At 34.4% G+C, this 19,990-nt stretch carries 24 protein-coding genes; 23 read left to right on the forward strand and 1 reads right to left on the reverse strand.

Annotation, left to right across the window (positions count from 1 at the left end):
- The first annotated feature begins 1 nt into the window (after position 1).
- Genes rph through cbpB form a run of 3 tightly spaced genes read left to right on the forward strand, consistent with a single transcriptional unit; the run spans position 2 to position 2,373 of the window.
- A complete protein-coding gene (gene rph, locus ESZ54_RS03620; RefSeq protein WP_136136346.1) occupies positions 2 to 1,357 on the forward strand; it encodes a ribonuclease PH in 1,356 nt (451 codons plus the stop codon).
- Between the two features lie 3 nt (positions 1,358 to 1,360).
- Positions 1,361 to 1,879 carry a metallophosphoesterase gene (locus tag ESZ54_RS03625; protein ID WP_136136321.1) on the forward strand — a complete coding sequence of 173 codons (519 nt, stop codon included), beginning with the start codon at positions 1,361 to 1,363 and terminating at the stop codon, positions 1,877 to 1,879.
- Positions 1,880 to 1,908: 29 nt separating this feature from the next.
- On the forward strand, positions 1,909 to 2,373 hold the full coding sequence (cbpB, locus tag ESZ54_RS03630; protein WP_136136322.1) for a cyclic-di-AMP-binding protein CbpB: 465 nt from the start codon (positions 1,909 to 1,911) through the stop codon (positions 2,371 to 2,373).
- Between the two features lie 52 nt (positions 2,374 to 2,425).
- Here the strand turns inward: cbpB and ESZ54_RS03635 are convergent, their stop codons facing one another.
- Positions 2,426 to 2,704 (reverse strand): amphi-Trp domain-containing protein, encoded by a 279-nt coding sequence (locus tag ESZ54_RS03635; RefSeq protein WP_136136323.1) that lies wholly within the window; start codon positions 2,702 to 2,704, stop codon positions 2,426 to 2,428.
- Positions 2,705 to 2,902: 198 nt separating this feature from the next.
- On the opposite strand from ESZ54_RS03635, the gene ESZ54_RS03640 reads away from it, so the two are divergent.
- The 20 genes from ESZ54_RS03640 (at position 2,903) to ESZ54_RS03735 (ending at position 19,936) form a co-directional block, all read left to right on the forward strand.
- Complete coding sequence (locus ESZ54_RS03640; RefSeq protein ID WP_136136324.1) at positions 2,903 to 3,340, forward strand: OsmC family protein; 438 nt, start codon at positions 2,903 to 2,905, stop codon at positions 3,338 to 3,340.
- 93 nt (positions 3,341 to 3,433) lie between these two features.
- On the forward strand, positions 3,434 to 3,748 hold the full coding sequence (locus ESZ54_RS03645; RefSeq protein WP_136136325.1) for a hypothetical protein: 315 nt from the start codon (positions 3,434 to 3,436) through the stop codon (positions 3,746 to 3,748).
- A 236-nt stretch (positions 3,749 to 3,984) separates the two neighbouring features.
- Positions 3,985 to 4,770 carry a hypothetical protein gene (locus tag ESZ54_RS03650; protein ID WP_136136326.1) on the forward strand — a complete coding sequence of 262 codons (786 nt, stop codon included), beginning with the start codon at positions 3,985 to 3,987 and terminating at the stop codon, positions 4,768 to 4,770.
- Between the two features lie 132 nt (positions 4,771 to 4,902).
- Complete coding sequence (gene murC / locus ESZ54_RS03655; protein WP_136136327.1) at positions 4,903 to 6,240, forward strand: UDP-N-acetylmuramate--L-alanine ligase; 1,338 nt, start codon at positions 4,903 to 4,905, stop codon at positions 6,238 to 6,240.
- A 72-nt stretch (positions 6,241 to 6,312) separates the two neighbouring features.
- Entirely contained in the window at positions 6,313 to 6,780 is a 468-nt protein-coding gene (locus ESZ54_RS03660) for a MaoC family dehydratase (RefSeq protein ID WP_136136328.1), read from the forward strand.
- Positions 6,781 to 6,796: 16 nt separating this feature from the next.
- On the forward strand, positions 6,797 to 7,477 hold the full coding sequence (locus ESZ54_RS03665) for a Bax inhibitor-1/YccA family protein (RefSeq protein WP_136136329.1): 681 nt from the start codon (positions 6,797 to 6,799) through the stop codon (positions 7,475 to 7,477).
- Positions 7,478 to 7,599: 122 nt separating this feature from the next.
- A complete protein-coding gene (locus ESZ54_RS03670; protein WP_136136330.1) occupies positions 7,600 to 7,995 on the forward strand; it encodes a GntR family transcriptional regulator in 396 nt (131 codons plus the stop codon).
- Positions 7,985 to 9,097: a DUF1648 domain-containing protein gene (locus ESZ54_RS03675; protein WP_136136331.1), complete on the forward strand. Its 1,113-nt coding sequence runs from the start codon at positions 7,985 to 7,987 to the stop codon at positions 9,095 to 9,097. Before ESZ54_RS03670 ends, ESZ54_RS03675 begins: the two co-directional genes overlap by 11 nt.
- A 161-nt stretch (positions 9,098 to 9,258) precedes the next feature.
- Positions 9,259 to 11,910, forward strand: a complete 2,652-nt coding sequence (gene polA, locus ESZ54_RS03680; RefSeq protein WP_136136332.1) for a DNA polymerase I — start codon at positions 9,259 to 9,261, stop codon at positions 11,908 to 11,910.
- A 14-nt stretch (positions 11,911 to 11,924) separates the two neighbouring features.
- On the forward strand, positions 11,925 to 12,755 hold the full coding sequence (mutM, locus tag ESZ54_RS03685; RefSeq protein ID WP_136136333.1) for a DNA-formamidopyrimidine glycosylase: 831 nt from the start codon (positions 11,925 to 11,927) through the stop codon (positions 12,753 to 12,755).
- A gap of 12 nt (positions 12,756 to 12,767) precedes the next feature.
- Positions 12,768 to 13,382, forward strand: coding sequence for a dephospho-CoA kinase (gene coaE, locus ESZ54_RS03690; protein WP_136136334.1), 615 nt, complete (start codon positions 12,768 to 12,770; stop codon positions 13,380 to 13,382).
- 105 nt (positions 13,383 to 13,487) lie between these two features.
- Entirely contained in the window at positions 13,488 to 13,955 is a 468-nt protein-coding gene (gene nrdR / locus ESZ54_RS03695) for a transcriptional regulator NrdR (protein ID WP_136136335.1), read from the forward strand.
- 14 nt (positions 13,956 to 13,969) lie between these two features.
- Complete coding sequence (locus ESZ54_RS03700) at positions 13,970 to 15,385, forward strand: replication initiation and membrane attachment family protein (RefSeq protein ID WP_136136336.1); 1,416 nt, start codon at positions 13,970 to 13,972, stop codon at positions 15,383 to 15,385.
- Positions 15,385 to 16,314, forward strand: coding sequence for a primosomal protein DnaI (gene dnaI, locus ESZ54_RS03705; protein WP_136136337.1), 930 nt, complete (start codon positions 15,385 to 15,387; stop codon positions 16,312 to 16,314). The genes ESZ54_RS03700 and dnaI overlap by 1 nt, the downstream gene beginning before the upstream one ends.
- Positions 16,315 to 16,406: 92 nt before the next feature.
- Entirely contained in the window at positions 16,407 to 16,961 is a 555-nt protein-coding gene (locus tag ESZ54_RS03710; RefSeq protein WP_136136338.1) for a YceD family protein, read from the forward strand.
- Positions 16,962 to 17,024: 63 nt separating this feature from the next.
- Positions 17,025 to 17,204, forward strand: a complete 180-nt coding sequence (gene rpmF / locus ESZ54_RS03715; protein WP_136136339.1) for a 50S ribosomal protein L32 — start codon at positions 17,025 to 17,027, stop codon at positions 17,202 to 17,204.
- Positions 17,205 to 17,309: 105 nt separating this feature from the next.
- Positions 17,310 to 17,789: a GNAT family N-acetyltransferase gene (locus ESZ54_RS03720; RefSeq protein ID WP_136136340.1), complete on the forward strand. Its 480-nt coding sequence runs from the start codon at positions 17,310 to 17,312 to the stop codon at positions 17,787 to 17,789.
- A gap of 107 nt (positions 17,790 to 17,896) precedes the next feature.
- On the forward strand, positions 17,897 to 18,559 hold the full coding sequence (locus tag ESZ54_RS03725; RefSeq protein ID WP_136136341.1) for a TetR/AcrR family transcriptional regulator: 663 nt from the start codon (positions 17,897 to 17,899) through the stop codon (positions 18,557 to 18,559).
- Positions 18,540 to 19,514, forward strand: a complete 975-nt coding sequence (locus ESZ54_RS03730; RefSeq protein ID WP_136136342.1) for an alpha/beta fold hydrolase — start codon at positions 18,540 to 18,542, stop codon at positions 19,512 to 19,514. The genes ESZ54_RS03725 and ESZ54_RS03730 overlap by 20 nt, the downstream gene beginning before the upstream one ends.
- Before the next feature lie 221 nt (positions 19,515 to 19,735).
- The gene (locus ESZ54_RS03735) at positions 19,736 to 19,936 is read left to right on the forward strand and encodes a cold-shock protein (protein ID WP_136136343.1); all 201 of its coding nucleotides are present in this window, start codon (positions 19,736 to 19,738) and stop codon (positions 19,934 to 19,936) included.
- The last annotated feature ends 54 nt before the right edge of the window (positions 19,937 to 19,990 follow it).

The following is a 19,990-nucleotide window of genomic DNA, read 5'->3' on the forward strand; positions in this document are numbered from 1 at the left end:
TATGCGTCATGATGGTCGACAAAATTCAGAATTAAGAAAAGTAGACATCCAAACCAATTACCTAATCCATCCGGAAGGTTCTGTTTTGATTACTTTTGGTCAAACTAAAGTAATTGTAAACGCAACAGTCGAAGAGTCTGTGCCACCATTCTTGAAAGGAACAGAAACAGGTTGGGTGACTGCAGAATACAGTATGTTACCTAGAGCAACACATACTAGAAATCGTCGTGAGAGCGCCAAAGGAAAATTAACAGGACGTACAATGGAAATCCAACGTTTAATTGGTCGTAGTTTACGTTCAATTATTGATTTGTCGATCCTTGGTGAACGTTCCATTGTTATTGATTGTGACGTGATTCAAGCTGATGGTGGAACAAGAACCGCCAGTATCACTGGTGCATACGTTGCTCTACAGCTAGCTATCAATAAAATGTTAGCTGATCAAGTCATCTCAACAGATCCAATTATTGATGAACTTGCAGCGATTAGTGTGGGACGAACAGCTGAAAATGGTATCGTCTTAGATTTAGATTATATTGAAGATTCAGCTGCGGAAGTTGATATGAATGTTGTAATGACAGGTTCAGGACAACTGATTGAAGTTCAAGGTACGGGTGAAGAAGCAACTTTTTCACGCCAAGAACTAAACGAAATGTTAGATACTGCTGAAATAGGCATTCGCCATTTAATTCAATTACAACATCAAGCGATTAGTCAAACAAAAAATAAACAGTCTGTCAGTCCAAGCAATAAAAAAGAAATTATTATTGCCACAAGAAATCAAGGAAAGGCACAAGAGTTTGAAGCTATTTTTTCAGAAAAAGGGTATACAATTAAAACACTCTTAGATTACCCAGAACTTGAAGATGTTGAAGAAACAGGTACTACTTTTGAAGAAAATGCACGTTTAAAAGCAGAAACAATTGCAGAAACATTAAATACGCTCGTTCTTTCTGACGATTCTGGACTTAAAGTAGACGCTCTTAATGGTCAACCTGGTGTTTATTCTGCACGTTATGCTGGCGAAGATAAGCGCGATGCTGCAAATAACGCCAAACTTTTACATGAATTAACAGATGTGAAAACTGAAGATAGAACAGCACAATTTCACTGTACATTAGTTTTAGCACAACCTGGTAAAGAAAGCCTTGTTGTTAGTGGTGAACTTGAAGGATTGATAGGGACAATTCCCCAAGGAGAAAATGGTTTTGGTTATGATCCATTATTTATCTTGCCGGAATTAAATGAAAGTTTAGCCGAACAAACACCAGAAACAAAAAACAAGATTAGTCACCGTCGTCGTGCGATTGAAGCATTAATGGAAGTCTTTGACCAATGGATTGAAGAGGAGGCGTAAAAAATGAAATTATTAGTCGTTAGTGACAATCATGGTGATCGTCACGCACTTGTTGATTTAGCTGCGAAACGTGAAAAAGAAGTCGATGCTATGTTTCACTGTGGTGATTCTGAATTACCTGCGAGAGATCCGTTGTGGCAAAAATTTGTTGTTGTTCAAGGAAATTGCGACTATGATCCAGGCTATCAACAGAAACAAGTTGTCGAAATTGGGAATGAGCGGATTTTTATGTCACATGGTCACCTATATCAAGTGAATAGCGGTTTAATGAATTTAAGTCTTGCTGGCAGAGAAGAAAACGCAACAATCGTTCTTTACGGCCACACACATCGTTTGGGTGTTGAGATTCATGAGGGACAACTTATCTTGAATTCAGGGAGTATTTCTCAGCCTCGAGGACGATTTGCGCCACTAAAAACATATGCTATAATTGAGGTATCATCTGATGAATTTGTTGTCCGTTATTATAACGAAAGTCACGAAGAAGTAACAGAACTCACAACGACATTCAACAGAAATTAAAGAGCTTTGGTAATGATGGAGGAAGACAAATGATTGGTCAGAAAGTCAAAGAAATCTTATTAGAAAACGAAGAATATTTTTTAGTATCAGCAGACAACGTTGCGACATTACAAGATACAAATAGTTTAGAACATGCTTTTTTAGTCCTAACCAATATTGGGTATAGTCGGATTCCTGTTGTGGATCGTAAAGAAAAATTAGTAGGTTCTGTTTCTTTATCAATGGTCGTTGAAGTGATGATTGATACTGAATCGATTAATCCTGACAAATTGTCAGAAGTCCTTGTTTCGGATGTAATGGACAAGGATGTCAAAAGTTTAAAACAACCGTTTGAAATCGAAAAGATTCTAAATTTATTAGTTGATGCAAACTTTGTTCCAGTTGTTGATGATGACGGAGTATTCAAAGGGATCGTTACACGTAAAGAAATTTTGAAATCAGTAAATCATCTTGCTCATGAAATTGAATCACGTTATGCTCTTCAAACAAAATAAAAAAATCTACCATCGAATCCTTACATTAATTAGTAAAGATCCGATGGTTTTTTTAGTGAATCGAGAATGACTCATTTTTTGATTGACCTTCATACCAGTCAAATTCAATTTCAAAGGAATGTTTGTCACCTTTGATTTCGTATTTGTATTCGACTTTTAATGGATCAGTGGGCGTAATAACTGTTTGTTTATCGCCTTCAGTAAAGATAAAGGATTGGTCTTTTCGAATACGAGAAGCAATAGTTTCTAAAACAGTGGCAAATTCGAGTAAAGATTGTTTTTCCTCGCGATCAATGATTACTTTAGTCAAAGTTTTTTGTTCGTTCGACATTCAAAACACCTCCATTAAATGATAATTAGCTTACAATTAAGTATACATGATTTCATTGTATTGTGCATTTTTTAACATGACACATCAGACTATCGCTCGTTAATCAGAACAAATAATTAATTTAGGTAAAACTTACTGAAGATTCTCATGAAATATGGTATGATAATTACATCACAAAGTATTTAGGGGGAAATTAAAATGGCAATAGAAGTATTTAACGCGGTTACAGAAAGTATTGATGGGTTACAAGTATCATGTCGTGCTAGAGATTTTGAATTTACATTAGATGAACCAAAAAACTTAGGTGGAACGGATACAGGTATGAACCCGGTTGAAGCACTATTAGCTTCATTAGGCGCTTGTAAAGTTATCGTTGCAAAAAGTTTTGCACGTATGCACAATATTAAACTTAACTCAATTAAAATTGAATTATCTGGAGAGTTGGATCCAGATGGTTTCATGGGTAAAAACCCAAATGCAAAAATTGGTTTCTCAAAAATGACTTCTAATTTCTACATTGATGCAGATAATACACAAGAAGAAATTATCGCATTTGTTGAGTTTATTAACCGTACATGTCCAGTAGCAGATACAATTAAAAATACTCCAGTTATGGAAAATAAAATTTTCTTATAAAAAAGTTTTAAACTCCTCAATTTTTTATTAACATTTTAAAGCATTTTTGTTATAATGCTTTTTGTTACTTGCACGCTAGAGAGGAGGATTATCATGTCAAGTGGAAAAATTAAAAGACTTTTATTACAAATTGTTCTTGCGATTTATGCTGTTGAAGTTGTTTGGTTTTTATTTTCAAGTGTTGTAAAACCCTTAATAGCTGGATCTCCAATTGATATTGGTACTGTTGAATTAGCGATTGTTCTTGTAATTGGTTTAATTGCGATCATCACATTTATTTTATTGAAACGCTCTAAAAAAATTGGTGTCATTGTTGTTGGATTAATTGTAGGATCAGCACTTATTTTTTCAATACTAGCTCCATTATTGGATGCTTATTTACCATTAATATGGAAAATTTTTAAGTAGAATAATTTTGGAATATCAAACCTCACTTGACGTAAATGTTTTGTGAGGTTTTTTTATTTGCTTATTATTTTAGGGGTAAATTAGGTGTTTTATACTCAATTTACGGACTTGCCTAATAATTTTAGTTCATTTTTACTTTTTTTGTTTAAAAACAGGCTAGTTTTTCGCAACTTCTCTTTTTTTATTTTGGTAGTTATGATAGACTATATGCAGTAACTAATAAGGAATGATAATCGATGATTCGACTAACAGAAAGTAGAAAACACTATCGGTTCCCAGCATATGAAGATGAAGCTGGAGTTAAGTTAAATAGAAAACGTAACCGTGAATTTTTAAAAGATATTTTAGAAGATGATTTTGTCTATGATCGTGAAAGACAAGAAAAAAATAAAAGAAATTTATTTGATATGGATAAAGTAGAAATGGTGGATGAACCAGTCTACTTCGGTTCAGATCGTTTGGAAGAATCTGTGAAAAGCGCTTCTCCTAAGAGACGTCGTCCGGTAGCAGTCTCATCTCAAAAATCAGAACCATTAAAAAAATATGAAAATCCAGAGTTAGATATCAAAAAACTTGATCGTCAAACAGCGTATGTTGACCCTAAGAAAAACTATCAAGCGAAAGAAGCCAGCTATGCGAATCGTTTTTTTGAAACAAATCAAAAAGGCAAAGCAAAACATCAATTGCCAAACACGCATCGTCGCTCTTTTGAGTCAAGTTACCGTTTACCTGGTGAAACAGAAAAAAAATCATTTGAACCTAAGTATATTCCAGTGTCAATGATTGAAGAAACAGACGTAAGGTATTCAGATGATAAAAAATCAACTTTAGTAAACGAATTAAAACAAGCATCTACAGATCATTTAATGTCGATGGAGCCAACAAGCGCACAATTACACACAAATGATTTGAATATTGATGAGCAAACGCTTAGTAAAAAAAATAACCGTTTAGATAAGTCTTTATCTGGTATTATGAAGGATGAAGGACGCGCTACTTTTGATAATGTTTATTTTGATTAATTTTTTACTTACATTGTTTTTTACCAATGTAAGTTTTTTTTGTTGAAATTTAAGGTAAAATATACGATAATACTTGATGCATTCAATATTATTTTGAATGAGGACAAGTAGGAAATAGAAAAGAGGATTTTTATGTACGATCATAAAAACAAAGTGTATCATTTTGTGGGGATTAAAGGCTCAGGAATGAGTTCACTAGCATTATTATTACATCAAAAAGGTTTTAAAGTACAAGGATCTGATGTTGAAAAATACTTTTTTACACAACGTGAATTAGAAAAAGAAAATATAAAAATGTTTCCATTTGGAGAAGAAAATATTACTGATGATTTAGTGATTATTGCCGGTAATGCTTTTCCAGACAATCATATTGAAATTAAAACAGCTTTGAAAAAAGGTTTACCAGTCATTCGTTATCACAAATTCTTAGGTGACTTTATTCAAAACTTCACTAGTATTGCTGTAACAGGTTCACATGGTAAAACAAGTACAACTGGAATGTTGGCTCATGTTTTATCTGGCATATTACCAACAAGCTATTTAATTGGGGATGGTACTGGTTTTGGTGATCCAGATGCTAAATCATTCGCATTTGAAGCCTGTGAATACCGCCGTCATTTCTTAGCATATTCACCTGATTACGCAATCATGACTAATATTGATTTTGACCATCCGGATTATTATGAAAGTATCGATGATGTTTACGATGCTTTCCAAAATTTTGGTTCGCAAGTGAAAAAGGGAATTGTTGCCTTTGGTGATGATGAGTACTTGCGTAAATTAGATGTTGAGGTACCAGTTTACTATTATGGCACAACAACAGAAGATGATTTCCAAGCACGCAATGTTGAGCGTACAACGACGGGTTCTAATTTTGAAGTTTATTATCATGATGAAAAAATTGGTGACTTTACGGTACCAGCATTTGGTTTACACAATGTCATGAATGCATTAGGGGTTATTGCGATTACTTATTTAGAAAAATTAGATATGGCAAAAGTTGCGACAGAGCTTAAAACATTCAATGGTGTTAAACGTCGTTTCAGTGAGAAAATTGTCAATGATATGATTGTTGTTGATGATTACGCACATCATCCTGCTGAAATTCAAGCAACAATTGATGCGGCCAGACAAAAATATCCGAATAAGGAAATTATTGCAGTCTTTCAACCGCATACCTTTACGAGAACGATTGCTTTACTTGATGATTTTGCTAAATCATTAGATTTAGCGGATCAAGTATATTTATGTGATATTTTTGGTTCAGCGCGTGAAGATGCTGGAACTGTTAAAATCGAAGACCTAGGCGATAAGATTTCTAAGGGTGGAAATGTTGTGAATGTTGACAATTTATCTCCATTGTTAGATTATCATGATGCTGTAATGATTTTTATGGGTGCTGGAGATGTTCAAAAATTTGAACAAGCTTATGAAAAGTTGTTAACAAGTACACGTAAAAATACAATGTAATTTATGAATTTTAGAAAATACGTGCTAAATTAATCATTTCGTTATATAATCTATTGAAGGGAGTTTAGACATATGAAGTTTTTAAATCCAGAAAATAGAATCGGAAAAACAATTGAAGAATTGTCTGAAGGAGATTCGATTAGTTTAACCGAAACAATTGAAGATAATCAATTGCTACTCTATTTAGGATTATCGAATGACGCGAATCCATTGTTTATTCAACATGATTTTAGTCAGAAAACAGAATATGGTCGCCCGATTGTTCCAACAATTTTATTGATGGGAACTATTTCAAGTGCTATTTCAAAGCATTTGCCAGGTGCGGGGTCTAATATTGTTAATTTTTCTTTTAACTTAATTAAACCTGTTTATCATTACGAAACACTTACTTATCATTTTGAAGTCATTCAAATTGATAAAATGAAAGATGTCGTAACTTTATCAGTAACGGCTGAAAACTTTGAAGACGAACGTGTTTTGGACAGTGTGGTAATGGTGAGGCCGCCTAAATTGGTTCAAATGATTGAAGATAGTCAATAAGAAAGGACGAGATTCAATGAATCAACAAGAATATGCTCAAACTGGTGGTTTGACAAAGTTTTATAGTAAGGTTTATGGATTTGTAGGATTAGGTGTAGCAATTAGTGCGGTAACAGCATACTTGGCTTCAACTGTCTTTTGGTATCAAGTGGCTCCATTATTATCAAATCGAATCATGTTTTTCGGTTTATGGATTGCTCAATTAGCGTTAGTTGTTAATTTAAGTAAAAATGCCGTCCAAGAAAAAGGAAATTCACTAGTAGGTTATATCGGATATTCTGTATTAACAGGAATTACACTTTCTGTAACCTTAAAACTTTATACTGCTGAATCGATTACGGCGGCCTTTTTAACTGCTTCAGTAACATTTGCTGTGATGGCAGTTGTGGGAGTTGTGATTAAAAAAGACTTAAGTGCTGTAGGACATGCTTTATATAGCTTAGTATTGGGTATCATCATTGCTTCATTACTAAATTTCTTTATTCTGAAAAGTAGTCCAGTTGAAATGTTCATCTCTTATGCAATGGTTTTAGTTTTCTCTGGTTTGGTTGCTTATGATAATCAAAAAATCAAAGCTATTTATTACCAAGCAGGTGTCGAACCATCAAATAATATCGCAATTTATTGTGCATTAAGTTTATACCTTGATTTAATTAACTTATTCTATGCATTCTTAAGAATTTTTGGTAGAGATTAAAAATTAATATGAACGACACAGTAGGATTTATTTCTACTGTGTTTTTTTGGTATTATCTTTGTTATAGTTGACGTATAACAAAAATCGTTATACTATAACTATAACAAAGGAGCGTGAATTCGATGATCGAAATTAATGAATTAAGTGCGATTCCAATATATACGCAACTTGTGTATGAAATTAAACGGTTAATTCTAAGCAAGGAATTAATCGCTGAGCAAAGATTGCCTAGTGTGCGTTTACTTGCGAGTGATATTGGAATTAATCACCATACAGTTAATAAGGCTTATCAAATTTTAGCTGACGAAGGGGTCATTCAGAAAGAAAAAAAAGGATTTAGCGTTGTGGAACAAGCAAATATCCGAATGAATCACCAAAGTGAAATAGAGTTTAAATTAAGATTAAAGGAACTAATGATTGATCAGCAAATTTTTAATATTTCTGATTCGGAGTGGAAAGAATTACAAAAACAAATGAAAATTGATGAAATGAAAGTGAGTGATAACAATGAACGCTAGTGTTATCTTGTTAATGGGTATAATATTGTTGTTGGTTAATGTGTCGTTGGCTTTTACGCCAAGAGTCAGCCGTCGAAGTAATTTATTTGGGATTACAATTCCGGGGGCGTTACAAGAACATGAAGACATTCAAAAGTTTAGACATCACTTTACTATAATCATGTTACTTGCGAATATTTTCATCCTTTTCCCAATCGTGCCAATTATTGCCGTAGCTAGTCCGGATAAACTAATTGAAATGTCACCTATCTATTTAGCGTTGGGGATGATTGCCAACTTTGCTCTTTTCTTGGTTCTATATTTTGATACACGTCGAAAATTAGTTGTACTCATGATGAAAAATTCAAATACACTGGATGAAACATCAAAGAAAGTCATCGTTGATCCGAATTTTAGAGATCAAAAATTTATCTTTCCAACTTCTTATTTTGTGGGTATAAACTTAGTTTTTGTGATTTTTTCAATTATCTATACTATGTTGGTCTATGATAAAATACCGCAACAGATTCCAACAAATTTTGACGCAGCGATGAATCCTGTTGTGTTTTCAGAAAAATCATTTAAAACAGTCTTTTTTGCACCGATGATGCAAGTCTTTCTAACTATTCTTTTTGGAGTGACAAATCAAGCAATTTATAAAGCTAAACAGCAACTTGCGACAAATCATTCTGAACAATATAGTCAAAATGATCGCCGCTTTAGAAAGTCTTCTTCATTGGGGATGCTAACGATATCGCTCTTGATTCAAGTTTTATTTGTTGGTGTGCAATTAATCACCATTACTCCAAATTCAAATCCTTTTATCATTTTACCGTTAGTAATTATTGTTTTGATTGGGACTTTTGGTATTAACTTGTTTATTGGGTTTAAATATCGTCAAAATGGTGAAGAATTAACTCCTGATATAAATTTTGAGATGCCACAGGATGACGCGAATTGGAAACTAGGAGGCATATATTATAATAAAAAAGACCCAAGTGTTTGGGTAATGAAGAAGAGTGGCTTAGGGTTAACTCTAAATATGGCGCGTTGGGAAACATGGTTGTTTCTAGTTACTATCATCGTTGGTCCATTAATCTTTACTTTCTTTATGATGAATTGAAAGTTAAAAAAGATATTCCTGTGATAACTAAAAGAAAGTCTGACTTAATATTTTGTCAGACTTTCTTTTTTTACATCCTAAAATTAAGAATGATATTTTTAATTTTCGCAATGTGAGTCATAATTTGTTAGAATGGGTTGAATAGAAAATGAGGTGTCTTCATGAAAAAAAATAAATTATTACTAGTCGATGGTAACAGTATTGCTTTTAGAGGATTCTTTGCATTATACCAATCACTAGAACGTTTTAAAAATAAACAAGGATTGCATACGAATGCGTTATACGCGGTCAATACAATGTTAGATAATGTTTTAAAAGATGTTCAACCAACACATGCACTAGTTGCGTTTGATGCTGGTAAAACAACCTTCCGTCACGGATTCTATGAAGAATACAAAGCAGGACGTGCTAAAACGCCAAGTGAATTTAGAGAACAGATGCCTTATTTACGAGATTTGATTGAAGGCTTAGGGATGAAGCATTATGAATTAGATAATTTTGAAGCGGATGATATTATCGGAACACTAGCAAAAAGTGTGGATCCTAATGAATTTGATGTTGTCATTCTAACTGGTGACAAGGATTTGACGCAACTCGCTTCTGACAATGTGACGATAAATGTAACCATTAAAGGGGTTAGTGAGATTGAAGCTTATACACCAGCCCATATAATGGAAAAATATGGGCTAGAACCTGTTCAAATTATTGATATGAAAGGGTTAGCTGGTGATGCGTCCGATAATATTCCTGGCGTCACAAAAATTGGAGAAAAAACAGCAATTAAGTTGTTAAAAGAATATCAAACAGTCGAAGGTGTCTATGAACACGTCGATGAAATGAAAAAAAGTAAGATGAAAGAAAATCTGATTAACGAAAAAGAAATCGCCTTGATGAGTAAACGCTTAGCAACGATTAATACAAATAGTCCGATTGAAATCGCTGTTTCAGATTTAGATTATTCAGGTAAGAATTTCGAGAAACTGATAGCTTTTTATAAAGAAATGGATTTTAATTCATTCTTGGCGAAATTAGATACAACAGATGCTGATGTTCCAGTCACACCACGTGAAGAAATTACATATGAAGTAGTAGAAAAAATCGAATCAGCGATGTTAAGTTCTGATATGGTGTTCCATATTGAGATGCTTGACGAAAACTACCATACGTCTGATATTGTGGCTGTTGCTTGGGGAAATGATAAACACCGCTATGTGACAACAGGGGATTGGGCATTAATGGACCCTTTAATGATTGCGTATCTTGAAAACCCGGAATTGACCAAACGAGTTTATGATTTTAAACGTTTATACGTGGCAGCTTGTCGCTATGATATCTCACTTGAAGGTGTTGCATTTGATGTTTTACTAGCAGCATATATCGTAGCTTCTACAAATAACAGTGAAGACATTGCTGAAGTTGCTGAAACTTTTGATTTTTATGAATTGGATCGTGATGAAAAAGTTTATGGTAAGGGGGTTAAGCGTGGTATTCCAGAAGATGAATCAGTTTTCACGGAACACCTTGCCCGTAAGATTCATGCCATTGATTTTCTTTATCCTAAACTGTATCAAGAATTAGAGGAACGCCAGCAAAAAGAACTTTTCTATGATATGGAGTTACCTTTAGCAAGAATTTTAGCTGATATGGAAATTACCGGAATTACGGTTGATGCAAATCGCTTAAATGAAATGAAAGGTGAGTTTGCCGAAATATTAACCGAGATTGAACAAAAAATTTATGCTGAAGCTGGTGAAGAATTTAATATAAATTCACCAAAACAGTTGGGTGTGATTCTATTTGAGAAAATGAAATTACCTGTCATTAAAAAAACTAAAACAGGTTATTCAACGGCTGTTGACGTTTTAGAAAAATTACAAGGTGAGTCTCCTATTATTGATGATATTTTAAGATATCGTCAAATCGCTAAGATTCAATCAACTTATGTTGAAGGATTGTTAAAAGTTATTTTTTCAGACCAAAAAATTCATACACGTTACGTACAGACATTAACACAAACAGGTCGTTTAAGTTCAGTTGATCCAAACTTACAAAATATTCCGATTCGCTTAGAAGAAGGTCGTAAAATTCGTCAGGCGTTTGTTCCTCGCAAAGCGGGCTGGAAATTGTTTTCTTCGGACTACTCGCAAATTGAGCTCCGAGTTTTGGCAGATATTTCTGGTGACGAACATTTAAGACAAGCTTTTATTGATGGTCAGGATATTCACGCTAGTACGGCAATGCGTGTTTTTGGTGTGAAAACAGCTGAAGAGGTTGATGGTAATCTGAGAAGACAAGCAAAAGCTGTTAACTTTGGTATCGTATATGGCATTAGTGATTATGGTCTATCGCAAAACTTAGGCATTAGTCGCAAAGAAGCGAAAACTTTTATTGATACTTATTTTGAAAAATATCCTGGTGTTAAATCATACATGGAAGATATTGTTCGCGATGCGAAAGATAAAGGCTATGTTGAGACACTTTATCATCGTCGTCGCTATTTACCAGATATCAATGCACGTAATTTTAACTTACGTTCTTTTGCGGAACGTACAGCTATTAATACGCCAATCCAAGGAAGTGCTGCTGATATTTTGAAAATTGCGATGATTAAAATCGATCAACGCCTAAAAGCAGAAAAGATGGAAGCAACAATGTTACTTCAAGTGCACGATGAGCTTGTATTTGAAGCACCTGAAGAAGAATTGGAAAAACTACAACAATTGGTTGAAGAAACCATGGCTGATGCTGTTGATCTAGCCGTACCATTACGTGCAGATAGTAGTAGTGGCGCAACATGGTATGATGCCAAATAAGGGGGAAGTAAACCATGCCGGAATTACCAGAAGTTGAAACAGTCCGCAAGGGTTTAGAACAACTGGTCTTAGGAAAAACTGTTGACCACGTGATTGTATCTTGGAATCGAATTATCGAATCACCTGACATTGAAGAATTTAAACATCAACTAATTGGTGAAACATTACATTCTGTTTCAAGACGGGGAAAGTATTTGATTTTCCATTGGACGCATTTTGATATGGTGAGTCATTTGCGGATGGAAGGTAAATTTGATTATTGTGATGCAGATGATGTAGTCACTAAACATACACATGTTAGATTTGTCTTTACAGATCAATCAGAACTTCGTTACCTTGACGTGCGAAAGTTTGGTCGTTTAACGCTGTTACCAAAAGATACAGCTGAAAATTATAAAGGTATAAAAAAACTCGGCCCAGAACCAACGAATGAGATGTTTAAGTTAGAGGATTTTGTGGCTAAGCTAAAGAAACATAAAAAAGCTATTAAACCACTCCTTTTAGAGCAAACTTTAGTGACTGGCTTGGGAAATATTTATGTCGATGAAGCACTTTTTATGGCGCGTATTCATCCAGAGCAACCGGCTAATACTTTGACGCTTGCAGAAATTGAAGTGTTACATCAGTCAATTATTGAATGTTTACAAAAAGCCGTTGACGCCGGTGGCACGACAATTCGGAGTTATAAGAATGCGTTAGGTGAAGCAGGAACCTTCCAAGTGAATTTACAAGTCTACGGACGAAATGGAGAGCAGTGTCCTAATTGCGGCAATGAAATTGCAAAAATTAAGGTTGCCCAGCGAGGCACGCATCTTTGTTCAATATGTCAACGTCTTCATGATTAAGGAGGAATTACGATGCCGTTACTTTTAGGATTAACAGGAGGTATTGCTTCTGGAAAAAGCACTGTGAGTCAATATTTTGAACAACGCAATTATCCGCTGATTGATGCTGATGTCGTGGCGCGAAAAGTGGTTGAACCAGGCTCAAAAGGTTTAGCTTTAATTGTTGAGGCATTTGGTTCAGAGATATTAGCTAGTGATCAATCGCTGAATCGCGAAGCGTTGGGAAAAATAATTTTTCACGATGATACGAAACGCGAATTGTTAAATACTGTATTAGCTGATGAAATCAAACAAGAAATCGTCAAAGAATTATTATATTTAACTGAGGCAAATTATGAATTAATTGTTTTAGATATCCCATTACTCTTTGAAGCAGGCTATGACGCGCTCGTGGATCAAATAATGGTGGTCTACGTGGATGAAGAAACACAGTTAAATCGCTTGATGCTTAGAGATGGTATACCTGAACACGAAGCGCAAGCTCGAATTAAAAGTCAAATGTCTTTAGAAGAAAAAGTCAAAAAATCAGATTGTGTTATCGATAATTCTGATAGTTTAGAACTGACTTACCAGCAACTAGACATTTGGTTAAATAATTATAAAAATAATTTGGAAAAGAAGAGTTAATGCTTCTTTTCCTTTTTTAGTTAAAGGTATACCTATCAAGTAAAAACATGCTATAATGTGACTAATATCAAGTGGTATAAACCATAGAAAATAGAGGTGTTACAAATGCAATGTCCAAAATGTCATTATAACGGTTCTCGAGTTGTTGATAGTCGTCCTGCAGATGATGGACGCTCAATTCGTCGACGCCGAGAATGTGAAGAATGTGGCTTTAGATTCACAACATTTGAAAGAATCGAAGTGACACCACTTCTTGTCATCAAGAAGAATGGTGCGCGTGAAGAATTTAATCGTGAAAAAGTATTACGAGGCTTAATTCGTTCTGCTGAAAAACGCCCAGTTTCAATGGAGCAAATGGAACAAGTCGTCGAAAATGTTGAAAATAGATTACGAAATTTAGGTGAAAATGAAGTATCAACTAATTTGATTGGCGAGTATGTCATGGAAGATCTTGTGAAATTGGATGAGATTTCTTATATTCGGTTCGCGAGTGTGTATCGTCAATTTAAAGATATGAGTGTCTTTTTAGAAGAATTACAAGGAATTATAGATCGTGAATCAGAATCAGAATAAAAGGAGTGTTGAGTGTGGCGAGTGCGTGGGATAAAGTAAAACCTAAAGATCAATTTAAAGTAAAACTCACTGCTGATTATAATGCAGTTGACCAACAAACACTCACACTTTTATACCAACCATTAATTGGCATGTCGGCTTATTCATTACTGTTGAATCTAAACCAATTGGCAAAGGTGTATCCAAATGACACAGTGATCGAACATTCAACTGTGTTGACGCAGTTAGACATAGGCTTGCCACAGTTTTTTGAAGCGCGAAGTCGGTTAGAAGCAGTCGGTTTATTAAAAACATATGCTCGCGCGATAGATGAGGGACATCATTTTATTTATGTCTTGATGCCGCCAGTTAGCCCCATGCAATTTTTGACTGATGACGTGATGTCGTTATTATTGTTGGATAAGATTGGTGAAACGAGTTATAAATCATTGGTTGCGCATTTTAGTTTTGATTTGAGTGATTTATCTTCATATCAAAATGTTAGTCGGACATTCGTCGATGTCTTTTCGATGTCCAATTTAGCAATGAGTCAAGACTCAGAAGAGTTAATTCGGGCAAAAAAACAATTTAAAGCCATGCAAGAAATAACTTCAGAGAGTAATGTTGAAATTGATAACCCCAATTTTGATTGGGTATTCTTTAAGCAGTTAATTAAAAATTTACCAATTAAAGAAAGTGATATTGATGGTCAATTAAAAAATACGATTGATTCATTTCACCATTTGTATGGCATTAATGAATTAGAAATGCAAAAATATGTGATGTCTGCAATTGATTTTGTGACTAATGAAATTAAGATAAAAGAATTGAAACAATATATTTATCGCGATTACCATGGCCGAAAGAAACAAATTGTATCACCAATGAAGACTTTGAAGGCTGAAGGCTTAAAAACAGAGGCTGAAGTGGAGACTTTTAGAAAAAATACTTTAAAACGAGAAAACTATTCGGAACAAGAGATTGCTGTCATTTTAGCGTGCGAAAAAACACCACCATTGGTCTTTTTAAAAGCAGTTAAAGAGCAAAAGGGTGGCTTTGTTGCGAGTAATGAGAGATGGACGATTGAAACGATTGTCAATCAGTCAAAATTACCAAATTCAGTCATTAATATGTTGATTCATTATCTACTGGTTGTGAAAAAAGAAACATCATTGAATCAAAATCTCGTTAGTACAATTGCGAATGATTGGGTACAAAAGAAATTGTTTACCCCTGAAGAAGCACTTTCTCAAGTGAAAGGGTATCAAAAACAGACTAAAGCGCGTACTTCTTCAAAAAGGGGTCCGCAGTCTAAACGTAAAGAAACTTTACCAGAATGGGCACAATCTGAAGAGAAACGCGTTGAAACGCCAGTTTCTAAGGAAGAACAAGCTTATTTTGCAGAACAGTTAAAACGATTGAATCAATCACGAGAGGAGGAGACTAGCTAATGGAAAGTATTGGTAAAAACCTTAATCAGCAGTTGCAAAAATCAGATCGCTTAAGTAAATTAGATCATATTATGCAAGAAGTGATGAAAGACGAGGACGTTCGTTTGTTTATTCAAGAGCATCGTGACGAATTAACGAATGAGGATATTCAAAAAAGCCAAGCTAAATTATATGAATTCGTAAAAGAAAAAGAAAAATTTCGCTTGAACGATCCAATGATGATTGCGCCAGGATACGAGCCACGTCTCTTTTTAAATTATCATTTTATCGATGTGACTTATATTCCAACAAAAGACTTACTTGAAAAACAAGCGCAACAAGAAATTAAAAATCGTGTTAGAGCTGTTGATATGCCGAAAGATATTCGTGAAGCGCGCTTAGATCGCTTTGAGCTAACAAATGAACGTAAACTAGCGTTGCAGTATGCACTAGAATTTATCGGGCAATATGAAGCAGCGCCAAAACATTTTCATCAAGGGCTCTACCTTCAAGGCACCTTTGGAGTTGGTAAAACATATCTATTGGGTGCAATTGCAAATCAATTGGCTGAAAAAGGCTTTAGAACAACCTTGATTCATTTTCCAACCTTTGCAGTTGAGATGAAAAATTCGATTAAAACAGAGACTGTTTTTGAAAAACTTGAAGCAATCAAAAAGGCACCGATTTTGATGATTGATGATATTGGTGCGGATTCGATGAGTAGTTGGATTCGTGATGATATTTTAGGTGTTATTTTACAGTATCGAATGCAAGAACAATTACCGACTTTTTTCTCTTCAAATTTTGATATGAAACAACTTGAAAGTGAACATCTTCGTGTCTCTCAAAAAGGTGAAGATGAACCATTAAAAGCGAAACGAATCATGGAGCGTATCCGCTACTTATCAAAAGAAGTGAAAATGATTGGTCAAAATAGACGACTAAATTAAAACAAAATAACAAGCATAAATGTAAAAATAAACTGATTGACAAAGACCGTCTAGACTAGTATAATTACTTTTGTTGCTTAAGGAGTGAAGTTATGAAATGGGCATTATCTGAGCTAAATAAATTTAGAGGAAGCCAAGTTGAATTTGATGAAACAGTGGATTTAGAACAAACTTTAATTAATCGTGAAAATACGATTATTAGTGTTTCACCGATTCATGTTAAAGGTCTAGTTGCTGTAGATTCGACAAGCTACTTAGCACATTTTACAATTGATACGACTTTGATTTTACCATCAAGTCGATCATTAGAACCAGTTGAATTCCCTCTATTTCTTGAGGTGGATGAAGTTTATATGAAAGAAGAAATTCTTAAAGAGATGAAAGACTTAACTGAAGAGCAAGTTAGTTTAATTATGCCTTTAGAGAAAGATATCATCGATTTAACTGAAGCAGTTGAAGATTTCATTTTATTAAACTTGCCAATCCAAATTTTAACTGAAGCTGAAAAACAAGAAACAGCAGACTTACCTAAAGGAGACTTTTGGCAAGTCATTTCTGAAGAAGATGTGATCGAAGAAGCAGCATCTGAGGCAGAAACTAAGATTGATCCTCGTCTTGCAAAACTATCTGAATTACTTGATGATTAGTTTGTAGGATTGGAATATATGTGTAAATTTTTTACACATCTTTATTTAAGGAGGTGTATATACATGGCAGTACCAAAAAGAAAAACATCAAAAGCTAAAAAAGCTAGACGTCGTACTCACTACAAGTTATCAGCTCCAGGCCTAACAGCTTGTGCTAACTGTGGAGAAATGAAGAAAAACCATCACGTGTGTCCATCATGTGGCCATTACGATGGAAAAGACGTTATGACTAAAGAAGCGTAAAACATTTTTTGAAAATGTTAAAACCCTGAGACTAACCATGGAAGTCTCAGGGTTTTTGTTATATAAGAATTTAGTTTACATAATATTATTATATGGAGTGGTTGGATGTTAGACTACCAAAAACCAATAATTTCAGATGTCGCAGTACTGCGTCTTCAAACAAATCTTATGCGAAAAGATGGTCAAATAGTACAAGGATCGTTGAATTTACAGTCTAGTAGAGATGATGATCTGTGGCTTAAAAAAGCTAAGAAAGAGCTGTTTTACGTCGTGAGAAATGAGAAGAAACAGATTGTAGGCCTTTTATCTTTAAAAGAGAGGCTTGAAGCCTATGATGCAATAGAAGGTGGTCATCTTGCGTATACAGTTTTCCCGGAATTTCAAAATATAGGGATTGGTAATGAAGTTTTTACAAAAGGATTAGAAATTTTAACTGAATTACAGATTTATCCAATATTCGTTTCGTGCAGGGAATCGAATGCTGCTTCAGAAGCAATTATTATTAAAAATGGTGGAAAATTAAGTTATCAGAAACAAGTTAATCACTATCAAGTGAATCATTATAGAATTATGCCGCGAGAATAAACGTTAGTTATGTTTATTCTCGTGGTTTTTTCTTTTGACAAAGTCAATATTATTCGTTAAGATATAAAACATACCGATTGAATGTTTTTTTGGAAGGAGTACTAAAATTGGCAAAAAAATATACGGCTGATGAAGTGATAGAGATGATACTTGATGTATCTTCGAGTCTATTTGTATCGAAAGGTTATGAAAAAACCTCTATTCAAGATATTGTAAAAGGACTGGATGGTCTGAGCCGGGGTGCAATTTATCATCATTTCGAATCGAAGCAAGCCATTATTAATGGTGTAGTCAGGCGCTTCGTCCCTACAGAAGAAGAGTTAGATAATATTGCAGCAGCAAAAGGCTTGAGTGGATTAGAAAAAATTCAAAAATTATTAATTGATGCGATGTTCAATCAAAAGCGCAGTGAGACTTTAGGCTCAAGCTATGAGCTTTTAAATGATGCGATTTTCTTTTCACTATATATTACAACAATGACCGAAATACTGTCACCGTATATTGAAATGTTTATAGAAGAAGGGCACGTTGATGGATCGGTTTCAGCTCCCTTTCCTAGACAAATTGCAGAAGTAATTATCATGTTAATTAGTACATGGTTTATCAATGCACTATACCCTAACACTGCTGAAACGTTTTGGGAGAAACTTTCTGCGTGTCAGTATGTACTAAAGCAATGCGGTGTTGACGTACTGTCGAAAGAAGTATTACAGACAATAATGAGCAATGTAGAAAGTAAGGTTAAAGAATATGAAGACAAATCAAATTAAAAAACCATTATGGAAGAGAATAATAAAAGTGATAATGATGATCCTTGCAGGATTATTCATTTTACTTGCGGTCACATTAACGACAACAACAATTATTCATCGTGTGAGTTTAAATAAAGAAGCGAATCAAATTAAACCTTACGGCAAACAAATTCCTGTGTTTGACGGTAAAATAAATGTTGTAGATGAAGGGAAAGGCGATCAAGTCATCGTCTTATTACCTGGTCAAGGAACTGCCAGTCCTTACTATGATTTTAAACCTCTTATCGATGATCTTAAGAAAGAAAACAGAGTGGTGACAATCGAACCGTTTGGATATGGATTAAGTACACAAACTAAGCGTCCCAGAACAATTGAAAATTATACAGAGGAACTTCATGCTGTGACTGAAAAATTAGGACTCAAGAAATATATCGTCATGGGACATTCAATTACGGGTTTGTATGCTGTTAATTATGCACAAACTTATGCTTCAGAAATGCAAGGCTTTATTGGGATAGATACAAGTACGCCTGAGCAACCATGGCCTGGTATCGATATGACTTTCTTTGATTTGTTAAAGAGTACCGGTATCTTTAGAGCTGTGATTGCAACTAATCCTACTAAAAATTTAGGGATTGCGGAAGATGATCCAAATTTTGAACAAATTCGTTTAGTGACAATGAAAAACATGAGTAGTCGTAACATGGCTGAAGAATTGCAAGAATTATCGAACAGCTTTCCAAATTCAAGAGGACTTAAATATCCTAAAAACATGCCAGTTTTGTTATTTGTAGCACGTAGCGAAAATGCTATGGAAAATTGGTTGAAACTTCATGAACAACAGATTGAAGGTCTAGATCACGGGAAAGTAATCGAGCTAGACGGTCCACACTATTTACATCATGAACAAGAAGAAACGATATACAAAGAATCAGAAGATTTTATTCAAAATGTGATTCAAAAACAATCATAAATCGGTTGAAATTATTAATCGGACTATTAAAATAAAAAAATATTTGTAATTTTTGAGGTAAACAATTGCATTTAGATGTGCAATATGGTATATTAATTCACGTAGTATATTTGATATATTTTTAGGAAAATTTTGATCTATAAACATTTCTCCTATTAAGCGTCACATCTATTGCAACAATATAAGCGTACAACGTGCGCATAATAAGGAGGAAGCTAAAAATGGCTCAAGGAACAGTAAAATGGTTTAACGCAGAAAAAGGATTTGGATTTATCTCTCAAGAAGGTGGAGATGATGTATTTGCACACTTCTCAGCTATCCAAGGTGAAGGATTCAAAACTTTAGAAGAAGGCCAAGAAGTTACTTTTGATATTGAAGAAGGTCAACGTGGACTTCAAGCAACAAACATCGAAAAAGCTTAATTAAAATTAAACTTATAGCATCTGAGATTATTCGGCTCTTTGTCAAACTGGACT

It is taken from the genome of Vagococcus silagei (genome assembly GCF_004795745.1).
GTDB classification, from domain to species: domain Bacteria; phylum Bacillota; class Bacilli; order Lactobacillales; family Vagococcaceae; genus Vagococcus; species Vagococcus silagei.